The sequence below is a fragment of the Chryseobacterium arachidis genome, from assembly GCF_900129245.1.
Taxonomy (GTDB): domain Bacteria; phylum Bacteroidota; class Bacteroidia; order Flavobacteriales; family Weeksellaceae; genus Chryseobacterium; species Chryseobacterium arachidis.
Genome location: NZ_FQUT01000013.1, coordinates 89,701 through 102,839 on the forward strand (window position 1 = coordinate 89,701; position 13,139 = coordinate 102,839).

General features: G+C 35.5%; 15 protein-coding genes. 4 read left to right on the forward strand and 11 right to left on the reverse strand.

All coding sequences use genetic code 11. The annotated features are described in order from the left end of the window. Positions 1-68: 68 nt before the first annotated feature. The 3 genes from rpmF to pdxA all read right to left on the reverse strand — a co-directional run bounded on the left by rpmF (position 69) and on the right by pdxA (position 2,032). The gene (rpmF, locus tag BUA89_RS18410) at positions 69-272 is read right to left on the reverse strand and encodes a 50S ribosomal protein L32 (RefSeq protein WP_039365059.1); all 204 of its coding nucleotides are present in this window, start codon (positions 270-272) and stop codon (positions 69-71) included. A 59-nt stretch (positions 273-331) separates the two neighbouring features. Next, the gene (locus BUA89_RS18415; protein WP_072961943.1) at positions 332-856 is read right to left on the reverse strand and encodes a YceD family protein; all 525 of its coding nucleotides are present in this window, start codon (positions 854-856) and stop codon (positions 332-334) included. Between the two features lie 84 nt (positions 857-940). Beyond that, positions 941-2,032, reverse strand: a complete 1,092-nt coding sequence (gene pdxA, locus BUA89_RS18420) for a 4-hydroxythreonine-4-phosphate dehydrogenase PdxA (protein ID WP_072961945.1) — start codon at positions 2,030-2,032, stop codon at positions 941-943. Positions 2,033-2,080: 48 nt separating this feature from the next. On the opposite strand from pdxA, the gene BUA89_RS18425 reads away from it, so the two are divergent. Genes BUA89_RS18425 through BUA89_RS18435 form a run of 3 tightly spaced genes read left to right on the forward strand, consistent with a single transcriptional unit; the run spans position 2,081 to position 4,818 of the window. Beyond that, entirely contained in the window at positions 2,081-2,665 is a 585-nt protein-coding gene (locus BUA89_RS18425; protein WP_072961947.1) for a riboflavin synthase, read from the forward strand. Positions 2,666-2,668: 3 nt separating this feature from the next. Further along, positions 2,669-4,123, forward strand: coding sequence for a sensor histidine kinase (locus BUA89_RS18430; protein WP_072961950.1), 1,455 nt, complete (start codon positions 2,669-2,671; stop codon positions 4,121-4,123). Further along, a complete protein-coding gene (locus BUA89_RS18435) occupies positions 4,123-4,818 on the forward strand; it encodes a tRNA1(Val) (adenine(37)-N6)-methyltransferase (RefSeq protein WP_072961953.1) in 696 nt (231 codons plus the stop codon). The genes BUA89_RS18430 and BUA89_RS18435 overlap by 1 nt, the downstream gene beginning before the upstream one ends. 122 nt (positions 4,819-4,940) lie before the next feature. Here the strand turns inward: BUA89_RS18435 and BUA89_RS18440 are convergent, their stop codons facing one another. Next, positions 4,941-5,651 carry a cell division ATP-binding protein FtsE gene (locus BUA89_RS18440; RefSeq protein ID WP_072961956.1) on the reverse strand — a complete coding sequence of 237 codons (711 nt, stop codon included), beginning with the start codon at positions 5,649-5,651 and terminating at the stop codon, positions 4,941-4,943. Between the two features lie 153 nt (positions 5,652-5,804). Next, positions 5,805-5,963, reverse strand: a complete 159-nt coding sequence (gene rpmH, locus BUA89_RS18445) for a 50S ribosomal protein L34 (RefSeq protein ID WP_007843334.1) — start codon at positions 5,961-5,963, stop codon at positions 5,805-5,807. 237 nt (positions 5,964-6,200) lie between these two features. Here rpmH and BUA89_RS18450 point away from each other — a divergent pair, with 237 nt between their 5' ends. After that, positions 6,201-7,208: a DHH family phosphoesterase gene (locus BUA89_RS18450; RefSeq protein ID WP_072961958.1), complete on the forward strand. Its 1,008-nt coding sequence runs from the start codon at positions 6,201-6,203 to the stop codon at positions 7,206-7,208. Here BUA89_RS18450 and BUA89_RS18455 read toward each other — a convergent pair whose 3' ends face one another. The 6 genes from BUA89_RS18455 to BUA89_RS18480 all read right to left on the reverse strand — a co-directional run bounded on the left by BUA89_RS18455 (position 7,209) and on the right by BUA89_RS18480 (position 13,138). Then, positions 7,209-8,006 carry a patatin-like phospholipase family protein gene (locus BUA89_RS18455; protein ID WP_072961961.1) on the reverse strand — a complete coding sequence of 266 codons (798 nt, stop codon included), beginning with the start codon at positions 8,004-8,006 and terminating at the stop codon, positions 7,209-7,211. Positions 8,007-8,054: 48 nt separating this feature from the next. Next, positions 8,055-8,879 carry a hypothetical protein gene (locus BUA89_RS18460; RefSeq protein WP_072961966.1) on the reverse strand — a complete coding sequence of 275 codons (825 nt, stop codon included), beginning with the start codon at positions 8,877-8,879 and terminating at the stop codon, positions 8,055-8,057. Positions 8,880-8,884: 5 nt separating this feature from the next. Next, on the reverse strand, positions 8,885-9,667 hold the full coding sequence (locus BUA89_RS18465) for an alpha/beta fold hydrolase (RefSeq protein ID WP_072961969.1): 783 nt from the start codon (positions 9,665-9,667) through the stop codon (positions 8,885-8,887). 11 nt (positions 9,668-9,678) lie between these two features. Continuing rightward, positions 9,679-10,188 carry a hypothetical protein gene (locus BUA89_RS18470; RefSeq protein WP_072961973.1) on the reverse strand — a complete coding sequence of 170 codons (510 nt, stop codon included), beginning with the start codon at positions 10,186-10,188 and terminating at the stop codon, positions 9,679-9,681. Between the two features lie 61 nt (positions 10,189-10,249). Continuing rightward, positions 10,250-10,774, reverse strand: coding sequence for a biopolymer transporter ExbD (locus tag BUA89_RS18475; RefSeq protein ID WP_072961976.1), 525 nt, complete (start codon positions 10,772-10,774; stop codon positions 10,250-10,252). A gap of 285 nt (positions 10,775-11,059) precedes the next feature. Further along, on the reverse strand, positions 11,060-13,138 hold the full coding sequence (locus tag BUA89_RS18480; protein ID WP_072962074.1) for a protein-disulfide reductase DsbD family protein: 2,079 nt from the start codon (positions 13,136-13,138) through the stop codon (positions 11,060-11,062). Between the last annotated feature and the right edge of the window lies 1 nt (position 13,139).

Consider the following 13,139-nt stretch of genomic DNA (forward strand, 5'->3'; position numbering starts at 1 on the left):
CCGCCAAATTTTATCAAAATCGGGCGGTTTTTGTATTAAAATGAGGCTTTTTCAGCGAAAAGCGACTCTTAGTTTTCTTCAGTAGTTGCTACTTCTTTTTCCAATACTACTTTACCTCTGTAGTATAGTTTTCCTTCATGCCAGTGAGCTCTGTGGTATAGGTGAAGCTCTCCTGTTGCTGCATCTTTTGCTAATTGAGGAACTACTGCTTTGTAGTGAGTTCTTCTCTTATCTCTTCTTGTAGACGACTGTCTTCTCTTTGGATGTGCCATTTTGTAATAACTTTTTTAATTGATGAGCGATGAGATTCATCATCTCATCATTAAACTATTTAATTTTTATTCTTTAAATTTTTCAGTGCGTCCCATCTTGGGTCGCTTTCGTGTTCTTCCTCTTCTTCAGCTTCTTTTGGACTGAATTTATCAAGAATTTTCAGATCTTCCTCACTTACGTTGGGTGATATCTTTTTCATTGGTATAGAAAGCATCACGTTTTCGTAAATTAAATGAGCAATATTAAAAGCGTGATCGCTTGTCGGGATGGTAATAACATCTTCTTCGCTGTCATCGTATTCCTCCCCAAACTTTACCAATACTTTGATTTGGTTTTCGATAGAATGGTCGAAATTTTCGTTTGAAATATCACAAACCAATTCCACTATTCCATTTACTTTGATCTCAAATTCTAAAAAAGTAGAGTGTTTATCTAATAAAACATCAACTGCAATTTTAGGATTTGTAAATTCCTGTTCAGTGTCAAATAATTGAAAGAACTCTTTATCTATCTCAAACTTGAACTCGTGCTTACCGGTTTTCAGTCCGGAAAAGCTTACGTCGTAGTTTCTTAACTTGTCCATAAAATGAGTGTGCAAAAATATGCAATTTTTTTATAATAACAAATAAAATTTCTAACAAATTAATTTAAAATCTTCATTAAAGATTTATCCTTCAGTTTCCTCCGGCAGATCTTCGTCAACTCCGTTATCCATCGCCATTCTTCTCGGCTGCATGCGGTTGCTCATCAAATCATTGTATTCGCTTCGGTTTTTATAGATTTTGATGGCTGTGAAGATCGCTTCCAGAAAGCTTTGCTCATCGGCAATGTTTTTTCCTGCAATGTCGTAAGCCGTTCCATGATCGGGAGAAGTTCTGATAAACGGAAGTCCTGCGGTGTAATTTACCCCTTCTTCATAAGCTAAAGTTTTAAAAGGAGCCAAACCTTGATCGTGGTACATCGCTAAAACAGCATCAAAACTTCTGTATTTGCCCGGCTGGAAAAAACTGTCTGCAGGGAAGGGGCCGAAAGCTAAAATTCCATTGTCGGAAAGTTCTTTGATGGCCGGAGAAATAATTTCAATTTCTTCATTTCCGATGACACCGCCGTCTCCTGAGTGTGGGTTTAATCCCAAAACAGCAATTTTAGGTCTGGAAATATTAAAATCTTCAATTAAAGTCTGGTTTAAAACTCTGATTTGCTTTTTAATCTTTTCTTTAGAGATGCTTTCAGCAACTTTTGCAATGGGAATGTGATGCGTTGAAACAGCAACTTTAAGATCTTCAGTTACCAAAAACATCAGTCCTTTTTTATTGAATTTCTCTTCAAAATATCCTGTATGACCTGCATGTTTGAAACCCATTTTCACCATTTCATCTTTATTGATCGGCGCGGTTACCAAAACATCAATTTCTCCTTTCATTAAAGCTTCTGTTGCAGCTTCCAGAGAATCAATCGCCATTTTTGTAGATTCCTCTGTCGGAGTTCCCAGTTCTACCACCGAATTTTCCTTTACAAGGTTTACCATATTCAGTTTTCCGGCTTGTGCCTGGGAGGCTTCATTGATATAATTAAAGTTTAAATTTAATTTAAAAATATTTTTCTGATAGGTAAATAATTTTCCCGAACCAAAAATTACCGGCGTGAAAAAATCCGTAATGGTTTTGTCTGCAAGGGATTTCATAATGATTTCGGGACCTATGCCGTTGAAATCTCCTATTGAAATTCCTACTCGTACTTTATGGTTTTTTGGGCTCATTTTGATTATCTTTGAACATTATAATTTACAAATTTAGCAAAAAATAATATGTTCACAGGAATAATTGAAGCAGTTGGAGTGATTGAGAAAGTTGAAACAAACGGAAGTAATATTGATTTTACTTTAACATGCCCTTTTACACATGAGCTGAAAATAGATCAAAGCCTGGCGCACAACGGCTGTTGCTTAACGGTTGTAAAAATTGACGGACATCAATATGTTGTGACGGCCATTAATGAAACCTTAGAAAAAACAAATCTCGGACAATGGGAGGTGGGTTCTGTCGTAAATCTTGAACGTTGCATGAAGATGGATGGAAGACTAGACGGGCACATCGTACAAGGTCACGTTGATAAAACAGGAGAAGTTGTCAGTATTGAAAATAAAAACGGAAGTTATTTTATTACGATGAAATATGAAGATAACGGAAGCTTTGTAACGGTTCCTCAAGGTTCAATTACGGTAAACGGGATCAGCTTAACCGTTGCAAAAAGCGAAGAAACTCAGTTTTCAGTGGCCATTATTCCTTACACTTGGGAATTTACAAATATGAAATATTTAAAAGCGGGAGATAAAGTAAATTTAGAATTTGATATAATTGGTAAGTATATTGCTAAGTTAATCAAAAGATAGCAGATGTCAATTAATATATATAAAGGATATAGTTTAAGGAATCGGGTGTTTTTCGGTTTCCTTCTTGTGTGTCTTTTAAGTGTTGTAGCCTCTTCGCTGGTTCCGTATTTTGTATTAAGGGAAAATTCTGCCCATCAGAGTGAGATTGATATGCAGAATAAAACGGGTGCCGTTATGAGGTATCTGGATTATGCAGTGAGTATGAAGCGTACTCAGACACAAGATTTGCCCGAACTTCTGGAAAATAAGATTTATGAAATTGCTGATATCAACAAGCATGAAATCATTTTATATGATTTGAAAGGAAATTATCTGCTTTCAAGCACGGACAAGGATCTGGTAAAACAGAAGAACATTCCGATTAATATTGTTAATAAGATACTTTCTACCGGTGCCAGATATGATATTAAAGGAAATGATACTTCTAAAGATGCGGTACTTACATCCTCTTATTTATTATTGAAGAATAATGAGCTTGAACCGATTGCGATTGTATATATTCCTCTTTATCATGACGAATCTGCTTATTTCGATGTTCTTAATGTTTATTTGAAATATATTGTCCTTGTTGACGTTTTATTGATTCTGTTCAGTATCTGGTTCAGCTGGGTAATGTCTAACAGTCTCGCAAAAAATATTACGAAGTTCTCTGATATGATTACCCGTATTACGTTATTTGAAAACGAAATGCGGCCAATTCGATATTATAAAAATGACGAGTTGAATGCTCTGGCACGGGCCTATAATCGAATGATTCTTCAGATTCAGGATCAGAAAGAAAGACTCCGTTTTAAGGCTTCGGAAGAGGCTTGGAGAGAAATGGCAAAGCAGGTGGCTCATGAAGTGAAAAACCCGTTAACGCCTATGAAACTGACAATTCAGAATTTTGAAAGAAAATTTGATCCGGAAGATCCGAATATCAGGGAAAAGGTAAATCAATTGAGTAAAACCATGGTAGACCAGATCGATCTGATTGCGACTGTTGCTTCCGCTTTCTCAGAATTTGCCAAGCTTCCCGAAAAAAATAATGAAATCATCAATCTGAATAATGAAATCGAAGATGTTTTGAGGGTTTTTAATGACGACAGCATTTTCATGCATTCTAATAAAAATAACATTATGATCAATATGGACAGGATTTACCTGGCCAGAATTATTACCAATCTTGTGACGAATGCGAGGCAGGCGGAGAGTGAGGAAAGAAAATTGATCATTAATGTCGATATAGAGCAGCATCAGAGAAGAGTAATGATATCCGTACAGGATAACGGAATCGGTATTCCTGAAAATATATACGAAAGAATTTTTGAACCGAATTTTACCTCAAAGAATAGCGGAATGGGACTCGGATTATCCATGGTGAGAAAGATGGTAGAGGATTATAAAGGCGAAATTACCGTAAAATCTGAAGTCGGAAAAGGTTCGACATTCACCATCACATTGCCTACCAATTTATAGTGAAACCTTTTACTTTTAAACAATTTGAAATTCAGCAAACCCAAAATGTCTTCCGTGTAGGGACGGACGGTGTTTTGTTGGGTGCTTTAGCGAGTGTTGATACTGTTTCTAAAGTGTTGGAAGTCGGAACAGGAACAGGCTTGATTTCATTAATGCTGGCTCAGAGAAATTCTCAGGCAAAATTTTTCGGAATTGATATTAATGAACAAGCGGCTGAACTGACTAAGCTTAATTTTGAAAATTCACCTTTTTCGTCAAGATTAAAAAATATTCATCAGGATTTTAAAAATTTTGAAACGGATATTCTTTTTGATTTAATTGTTTCAAATCCTCCGTATTTTGAAGTTTCGGATTCCGGGAAGGATAAAATAGCAAGACAAACTGTCGAGTTGAATTTTGAACAACTTATTTCTAAATCTTCCGTATTGCTTTCCCCAAACGGAACTTTTTCGGTCATCATTCCTGTGGAAGCCGGAAATTATTTCGTTAAAATAGCGATGGAAAATCGGTTGTTTTTAACAAGAAAAATTAATATCAAAGGCATTGAAAATTCAAAAACAAAAAGACTTATTCTTGAGTTTTCTTTAACTGAAAAAGGTTTGGAAGAATCTGATTTTGTGATAGAAAAAAGTCCGAGACAATACTCGGACCAATATCTTGAACTCACTAAAGAGTTTCACGTTTTTCGTAAATAAATTATATTTTTAAACCATTAAACGGTAATTATTAAGAGTTAAGAAATTAAGTTGAACTTTGCTTTAAAAATCTATTTTTCTTGAAGAAACTTAATCCTTAAATGTTCTTAATGGCTAAATTTTTACTCGAATAATTCAGAAGTATCTAAAACAGAAACTTTCCCGTCTTCACATCGGATTGCCTCTCCCGGAAAGTTTTGGATCATGTGGTAATCGTGTGTTGCCATTACTACAGCGGCTCCGTTTTCCAAAGCAACCTGCTTTAATAAAGTCATAATTTCATTGGATGTTTCAGGGTCAAGATTTCCTGTTGGCTCATCTGCTAAAATTAAGTCAGGGTGATTTAGAAGTGCTCTTGCGATCGCAATACGCTGTTGCTCGCCACCGGAAAGTTCATGAGGCATTTTATGCTTTTTGCTTTTCATGTTTACGCTTCCCAAAACCTCATTGATGCGGTCTTCCATTTTTGTTTTATCGTTCCATCCGGTTGCTTCCAAAACGAAAATCAGGTTTTTCTCTACCGTTCTGTCGGAAAGCAATTGGAAATCCTGGAAAACGATTCCTAATTTTCTCCTCAGGTTCGGGATATCCGAAGTTCTCATCTTTTCAAGGTCAAAACCTACAACGGCACCGTGTCCGGCAGCCAACGGAATATGTCCGTACAATGTCTTTAGAAGTGAGCTTTTTCCGGAACCTGTTTTCCCGATAAGATAACAGAATCTTCCTTTTTTTATGTTAAGATTCACATCAGAAAGAACGGTAAAGTTTTTCTGTGCAATCTTCGCATTTTGTAAACTTATGATATTATCTCCGGAGATATTGGTATGTGGCATAATTCGGTTTTAAGTGCTGTTTCTAAAATATTTTTTCAGATTTTAAAAATAGGAAAAAGAAGAATAAAGAACCTAAATTTTAGTAAATTTTAACAACAAAAAATGCCTGAAAAAGTTCTTTTCAAGCATGATTTGTATATGATAATAAAAAGATTATCTCTTAGCGCGTGATGCACTTACAGTTAAGCTCTTTCTGCCTTTAGCTCTTCTCGCAGCCAAAACTCTTCTTCCATTTGGCGTAGACATTCTTTCTCTGAAACCGTGTTTGTTTCTTCTTTTTCTTTCTGATGGCTGGAATGTTCTTTTACTCATTACTATATGTTTAAATCGTAATTATCTATTAATTTTCAGGTTGCAAAGATATGGATTTTTTTAAAAGTTGCAAACTTTAGTAATCTTTTTTTGAAATTTTTAATGTCTTTTTTAATGAGCTATTTATAAAGCCCGATTACAAAACGGATTTCTCAGGTAATTAAAAATAATAGTCCCGATTTATTTAAAAGCTCTATCTTTGAAAACCCAAATTTAAAGAAAAAATAAACAAAAATAATGTTTACACCTGCAGAACTTTTAGAAATCAACACATTACTGACTCCAGAAAGCAAAATAGTAATCCTTACTCATTACAATCCGGATGGTGATGCTATTGGTTCCAGCCTTGGTTTAAAACATTATTTAAAAGCGAAAGGACTTCTTGCCGAAGTGATCGTTCCAAATGATTTTCCCAAGTTTCTGAAGTGGATGCCTGAAGCTAAAAAGGTATTAATTGCAGAGTATAAAAGAAAAGTTGCTTTTGATCTGATTAGCGAGGCCGATGTTATTTTCTGTTTGGATTTTAATTCTCCTTCAAGAATAGGATTGCTGGGAGACTGGCTAACAAAGGCAAAGGCTAAGAAAATTCTTATCGACCATCATCAGCAGCCTGAAAATTTTGATTACGTTTATTCAGATACGGTGATTCCTGCAACCTGCCAGATGATTTATCATTTTATCCAGGCAATGGACGACGAAAAATTGGTGAATAAAGATATTGCAGAATGTCTTTACACGGGAATTATGACGGATACAGGAGGTTTCCGTTTTCGTTCTACCAGCGCAACGACGCATAGAATTGTGGCAAATCTTATTGAGAACGGAGCAGATCCTGCAATGATCACTTCCAATACCTGGGACACCAATACCGTTTCACGACTTCATTTATTGGCCTTAATTTTAGGAAGAATTGAGGTTGTAAAAGATGGAAAAGTTGCTGTTCTGTATCTTACAAGAGAAGAATTGAAAGAATATGGCTTCCAGAAAGGCGATACGGAAGGTTTTGTAAATTATGGGTTAAGCATTCTTGGGGTAAAAATGGCGGCTTTCTTTATGGAAGATCTGTATGAAGACTTTATTAAAATTTCTTTCAGAAGTAAAGATGATATGGATGTGAACCAGTTTTCGAGAAAATATTTCAATGGGGGAGGGCACATTAATGCGGCAGGAGGAAAGTCTCTTGAATCTTTGCAGGATACCATTGTTACTTTTAAAGCGAAGGTAGAGGAAGAAGACAATCTGTAATTATCCTAAAGTTTTTTTATATCCTTTATTTTCCAATTCTTTACAAGTATACTCGTACACTTCCTGAAACATAACGTCCAAAGATTTTTTGTTAAATAGACTGAATTTGGTCATTTTCGGAGGATCGAGAAAGATGTCGCAGAATTTTGTTTTGGAGTAAACAGATTTTGCGATGGCTAAATGCAGTATTCTGTCGAATTCCTTCATCAGGCTCATATTTTCAAGGCTGTCGTAGCTGATAGAATTTACATGTGAAGCAATCAGAAAATCACATTTATCAACAATAGGCTCAATAGGGAGGTTGTCTAAAACACCGCCATCCACGTAGATTTTTTCACCGACTTTTACAGGAGATAACACGAAAGGAACACTTGAAGAAGCCAGTAAGGGAGTGAAAAGTTCTCCTTCCGAAAAGAAATCAACAATACCGTGCGTCATTTCTGTGGCAGCTACAAAGACGGGAATTTTCAAAATATTAAAATTATCTTCAGGAAAATGATCTTTAAACAGTTTTAAAATGAAATTCGAACTGAAAATCCCGTTTTTCGAAAGTCTTAAGTATGACCTTGAGAAAAAAGTGGTCTGCCTGACGATTTCCATCATCTCATCAGGAGTTTTCCCGAAAGAATAGAATGCGGCAACAATTGATCCCGCGCTGGTTCCCGAAATGATATGCGGTTTAAGATCGTATTCTTCCAATGCTTTCAATACCGCAATATGAGCGATTCCGCGCATTCCTCCGCCTGAGAGTGTCAAGCCGATTACCGGTTTCTTTTTACTGAAAGAGAATAGACCCATTGAAAATTTTAATCTTTACTAAGATACAAGAATTTTTATAAAGCAATATTAAGGTTCGTCACATTCGGAATCGATTTTTATGAAAAGTGATTCAAATTTCTTATTCATTTTTTCATCATGTTCCACTCTTTTTATATGATCATTAGCACAGTTTCCCCATCCGAAAGTAATTAAATCAATGGTAGCGAAATCTTTTTTGTCGGATGAATATAAGTGTTCTTCAAACTCGTTTAAAATCCTTTGTGGATCGCTGTTTCTTTTGCTCATTTCTTCACGGAGTTTTCGCCATTCTTCAGTCATTTGAACTTCATTTGAATTTAAAGCTTTCACGAAATTCTCGCATCCTTTAGAAAGCTTATGATTTACAAGAACCGACGGATCAGAAAAAGCTTTAATTTCTGTTTTTCTGAACTCATATTCTTCAGCAAGCTCCTGTAAATGCTGTTTTCTGATGTCTTCCCAATAAGGATCTTTTACCAGTTTTAAGTTTTCCAAAACTCTTTTCTGGCTGGCAAAATCTTGATCAAGTTTAGCCAAAATAGCCTCTTTTTCGTTACGGACTTTTTGTAATCCGTTAAAATTATAAACAGAAGGGGTACTTAATGCGATACCTCCCATTTGGAACCAGAGCTTATAGGTTCCTTCGAGTTCTTCTCTGGTGTATTTTCCGGAATCGAAATGTCCTTTATTCTCACAAAGTTCAGTCACGAAATTGAAAATTTCCTCTTTATGCTGAACCGGAATAGTGGTAGAATCTTTGCGATTTTCAGAAATAATTTTTGCAGAATCTTTTTGATTCATATCAGAAACTGTATTTTCTTTTTTACAGCTTAAAAGTGCAACGAAGAGAAGAGAAAAAAATCCTGTTTTCATACAAACTAAAAAACTAAATGTTTGGGTAAATTGTGAAGAAGTTCTGTATTGATAATCGCAGCGCAGATCGCCGGTTTTTCCCAGTGCCCGTTGTGCCCGCAATCCAGAATATACGATTTGATATTGGTTTTATCGGGAAGATTTTTAATCAGCAATTCGGTTTTTACCGCATTGTCATGTTTTCCGGCAATTACTAAAATTTTGGCATCCAGATTTTCCAATACCTGCTTCTTGTCGGTTCTTTCCACCATTCCTTTTACTGACGCCAATGCTCCCAAATTGTTTGTTGAAAGTGCGGTCTCAAGGGCTATTTCAATTTTTCCTTCCAGAATATCTCTTTCATTCGGATTAAATAAATTCGGGATTCCTGCTCTTGCATAATGAGCAAAAGCGTCCTGAATAATCCTGTAGCTTTTTTTGCGCTGTTCTTTTTTTTCGGCATCATCCGGAAGATAAGTGGAGAAAAATAAGGTTAAACTTTTCAGATGTTCAGGATATTTTTCAGCAAAGCCTAACGAAACATAACCTCCCATTGAGTGTCCCAGTAGATGAACCTTTGTTAAATTCTGATCATCCAATACTTTTTTCACTTCTTCTGCCATCAGTTCCATAGTCTGAACTTCTGCTAACATTTCCGACTGGCCATGACCGGGAAGATCTATTTTTAATAATGAAAAATTTTCGGAAAGATGAGGTTCCATATCATTCCAGATGCTAAGGTTTTCCATGAATCCGTGGAGCAAAACCAATGTTTCTTTTCCGTTTCCTTTTCTCTCGAAGTTCAACATAATTTCAATAATTAAAAGTGAATATCAATATGATCAACAAATCCCGAACCATTTACCATGTCCTGTAGCCTGTAAGTTGTACCGCCGTCTTTAGACATGAAAGTCGTTGTTTTCTTTCTTACATAAGGTTTTCCGTTGCTGTCTTCGGTAATGCTCTGCGTAATTTCTCCTGTGAAATTAATGTGCTTTTCGGAAACAACAGCCATGAAGCCTTTGATTTTTAAAGAATTATTTCCCGATTTAATATTTCCTGAAACATCATAATGATCAGCCTCTCCATCAATTTTTTTGAAATCTATGGTTCCTGAGCCTTTAATTAAATTATGAGTGAATTTGTGAGTTCCGCTGAAATCTTTGAAATGATTTTTAGATTTAATGCTGTCGTTTATTTTGGTTCTTGCAGCATTGATGGAATCAACAATTTTAGTGCTGTCTACAGCGTTTGTGGTAGAAGTTGCTTCTTTTTTAGAACATGAAACAGTAATAACAGAAATGATGATTGCGGTTAAAAAGTTTTTCATTCAATAAAATTAAACTCAAAAGTAAATAAAAAAAGAGCATCCTGAAAATGCTCTTCCTGTTTTATTGGGTTAATTCTTCGTAAACTTTCTTTTCCCAAGGCTTGATGTCGGTAACTCCGTAGCGTTCTTTCTTGGAAATTGCAATATTGTCCAGAACATCTACAAAATTTTTATAGTTTGCATCATCTGTTGGTTCAATAATGATCGTGAAATTTTCTTTGTTTGGAGCGTTGTTATAAGCTTCCGAAATAATTTTAGTGATATTAATTCCACTGAAATTGGTTTCTTTTAAATTACCCGTATTTAAATCTTCCTTACTGCTTTGATGATAAAATACTCTGTTGTCTTTTCCTAAAATGAATGTAACTTGATTTTTAACATCAATTACTTTGTCATTTGGACGATGATTAGGGTCTTTTGCGGGCAGTCCTAAATCCATCACATTAGGTTTTGTGAAATTCGTGGTAAACATAAAGAAGGTGATCAATAGAAACCCTAAGTCCACCATGGGAGTCATATCAACCCGAATCAGTTTTTTTCTTTGTTTGCTTCCTCCTTGCTTCTCTTGTGCAATTACTTCAGCCATAATTAATAGTTTTTTAAATGTTAAACGTACATCATGAATCGTGAATATTCACTAATTCTTTGGTGGAAACTATACAAAGTTTATACCTAAAAATTCAAAATGATAATAATTTTGTAAAATCAATTAAAATTTAACATAAAAGCGAACTGAATGTTTTTAAATCGATAAAATTTTAGGATACTTTAATAATTAAATTTAAACATAAATGATTGTTTATCAGGAAGAAGGATTAAAAACAAAAACTCACGCCTTTCGACATGAGTTTTAAAATAATATTTTAAAGTTTTATTTATTTTTCTTATAATAATTTACCCCACATTCCAGGAATTTCTTGAAGTCTTCTTTCGGCATGTATCCAGAAACCGGCGTGTTGATCACTTTCCCATCCGGAGTTACCAAAACATAGTGTGGTTGAGAATTATTATTGAAATTAACCTGCTGGAACAGGCTCCATCTGTCACCGATAGTTTTTACTTTCTTTACCTGTCCGTCACCCAAATCGATCTTTGTTTTCTGGTCTTCAGGAAGCTCTTCTTTGTCGTCTACATACAGAGAAGCCAGCACAACATCATTTTGAAGAATGGGTAAAATATCACTTTCGCTCCAGACAAATTCCTCCATCTTTCTACAGTTTTCACAACCGTAACCTGTGAAGTCAATTAAAATCGGTTTGTCTTCTTTTTTAGCCAATTCAACGGCTTTGAAGAAGTCGTGTTCCGGATGCATTCCTAAAATTCCGTCTTTTTCATCGTGGAAATAACTTACATTTAACGGAGGTAAAATTCCGCTTAGCAATTGAAGTTTTGGACGGTCAGAAGGAATTAATCCCTGAATCAGATAAATAACAAATCCGAATCCTAAAACTCCCAAAATCTTTCTTGTGATAGAAATTTTCGGTTTCTTATCATCGTGAGGGAATTTAATCAATCCAAATAAATATAAAGCTAATCCTAACGCCACAATAATCCAGATCGCGATGAATAGCTCTCTTTTTAATAAGAATGTTTTAGAAACTAAGTCTGCTTTTGATAAAAATTTTAATGCTAAAGCCAATTCCACAAAACCTAAAACTACTTTTACGGTATTCATCCAGCCTCCCGATTTTGGAAGACTTTGCAGCGCCTGTGGGAATAAAGCCAGTAATCCGAAAATAATTGCCCAGGCCAAGCCAAAACCTGCCAAAGCAAAAGTTAACAGCATCGGAACGTTTGCTGAGCCTGTTATTGCACTTCCTAATAAACTCCCCAAAATAGGGCCAGTACAAGAGAAAGAAACAATGACTAACGTTAAAGCCATGAAGAAGATTCCAATGATTCCACCTGCTTCTTCCGCTTTTGAAGATTTGTTGGCAATTGAACTTGGTAGTGTAATGTCGTAGTATCCGAAGAAACTTCCTGCGAAGAAAATGAATATGATGAAGAATACAATATTCAGCCAAACGCTGGTTGAAATTTCGTTAAAAATATTTCCTGCAATTCCGTCAATAATATGGAAAGGCACACTTATTAAAACGAAAATTAAGAAGATAAAAAAACCATAGATCAAAGCGTCTCTTTTTCCTTTTGCTTTATTTTTATTTCCTTTGGTAAAGAAAGAAACCGTCAACGGAATCATTGGGAAGACGCATGGTGTTAACAATGCGATTAATCCTCCAAGAAATCCTAAGAATAAATACGTCCAATAATTTTCGCTCACTTTTGCAGATGCAGTTCCGCAATCTGTCAAAGGTTTTTGGAAGTCAATCGATTCGATTTTTAAATTTTTCGGATCTAATTTTGGAGTTTCTGTTACAGTGATTTCTCCTTTTGCAGGATTTTCAACAACAGTTTGAGTCGTAGCCGAAGCGACAACAGAATCTTTTGCAGCTTCTGCCTTATCGTCTGTTTTTGCTTCCTCAGTCGCGCCTTTTGGCGTAACCTGTTTGTTGAATTCTAAGGTGTTCGGAGCCAGACAAACTCTGTCATCACAGGTCTGATACGTAATTTCAGCAACAACATCTCCTGGCTTTGTGCCGTCTTTTAGTTTAAATTTTTGTTTAAAACCTGCAGAATTGGAATAGAAAATAATTTTTCCACCGAAAGCTTCAGAAAATTCTTCATGCTTTTTACCAACTTCCGTGAATTTCCCGATCAGTTCAATATTTTTCCCTGAAACTTTATATTCAGTAGGAATTCCTGTGTCTTCCGGGATGTCTTTCGAATAAATATGCCAGCCGCTTTCCATCGTGGCATTCAACACAGCTTCGTATTGGTTGTCGCCTAATTCGTTGATTGTAAATTTAAATTTTACAGGATTTTTGATTTGTGCATTAATTCCTGTCGCCAAAAACAACAGAACTAATAAAAACCAGTTTCTAAATTTCATT

What these genes read in the sequence shown, in the direction of transcription:
- BUA89_RS18470 (WP_072961973.1), bottom strand. Translation starts at nt 10,188, where the DNA reads ATGAAAAACTTTTTAACCGCAATCATCATTTCTGTTATTACTGTTTCA.
- rpmF (WP_039365059.1), bottom strand. Translation starts at nt 272, where the DNA reads ATGGCACATCCAAAGAGAAGACAGTCGTCTACAAGAAGAGATAAGAGA.
- BUA89_RS18430 (WP_072961950.1), top strand. Translation starts at nt 2,669, where the DNA reads ATGTCAATTAATATATATAAAGGATATAGTTTAAGGAATCGGGTGTTT.
- BUA89_RS18415 (WP_072961943.1), bottom strand. Translation starts at nt 856, where the DNA reads ATGGACAAGTTAAGAAACTACGACGTAAGCTTTTCCGGACTGAAAACC.
- BUA89_RS18480 (WP_072962074.1), bottom strand. Translation starts at nt 13,138, where the DNA reads ATGAAATTTAGAAACTGGTTTTTATTAGTTCTGTTGTTTTTGGCGACA.
- pdxA (WP_072961945.1), bottom strand. Translation starts at nt 2,032, where the DNA reads ATGAGCCCAAAAAACCATAAAGTACGAGTAGGAATTTCAATAGGAGAT.
- BUA89_RS18440 (WP_072961956.1), bottom strand. Translation starts at nt 5,651, where the DNA reads ATGCCACATACCAATATCTCCGGAGATAATATCATAAGTTTACAAAAT.
- BUA89_RS18460 (WP_072961966.1), bottom strand. Translation starts at nt 8,879, where the DNA reads ATGAAAACAGGATTTTTTTCTCTTCTCTTCGTTGCACTTTTAAGCTGT.
- BUA89_RS18475 (WP_072961976.1), bottom strand. Translation starts at nt 10,774, where the DNA reads ATGGCTGAAGTAATTGCACAAGAGAAGCAAGGAGGAAGCAAACAAAGA.
- rpmH (WP_007843334.1), bottom strand. Translation starts at nt 5,963, where the DNA reads ATGAGTAAAAGAACATTCCAGCCATCAGAAAGAAAAAGAAGAAACAAA.
- BUA89_RS18450 (WP_072961958.1), top strand. Translation starts at nt 6,201, where the DNA reads ATGTTTACACCTGCAGAACTTTTAGAAATCAACACATTACTGACTCCA.
- BUA89_RS18465 (WP_072961969.1), bottom strand. Translation starts at nt 9,667, where the DNA reads ATGTTGAACTTCGAGAGAAAAGGAAACGGAAAAGAAACATTGGTTTTG.
- BUA89_RS18455 (WP_072961961.1), bottom strand. Translation starts at nt 8,006, where the DNA reads ATGGGTCTATTCTCTTTCAGTAAAAAGAAACCGGTAATCGGCTTGACA.
- BUA89_RS18425 (WP_072961947.1), top strand. Translation starts at nt 2,081, where the DNA reads ATGTTCACAGGAATAATTGAAGCAGTTGGAGTGATTGAGAAAGTTGAA.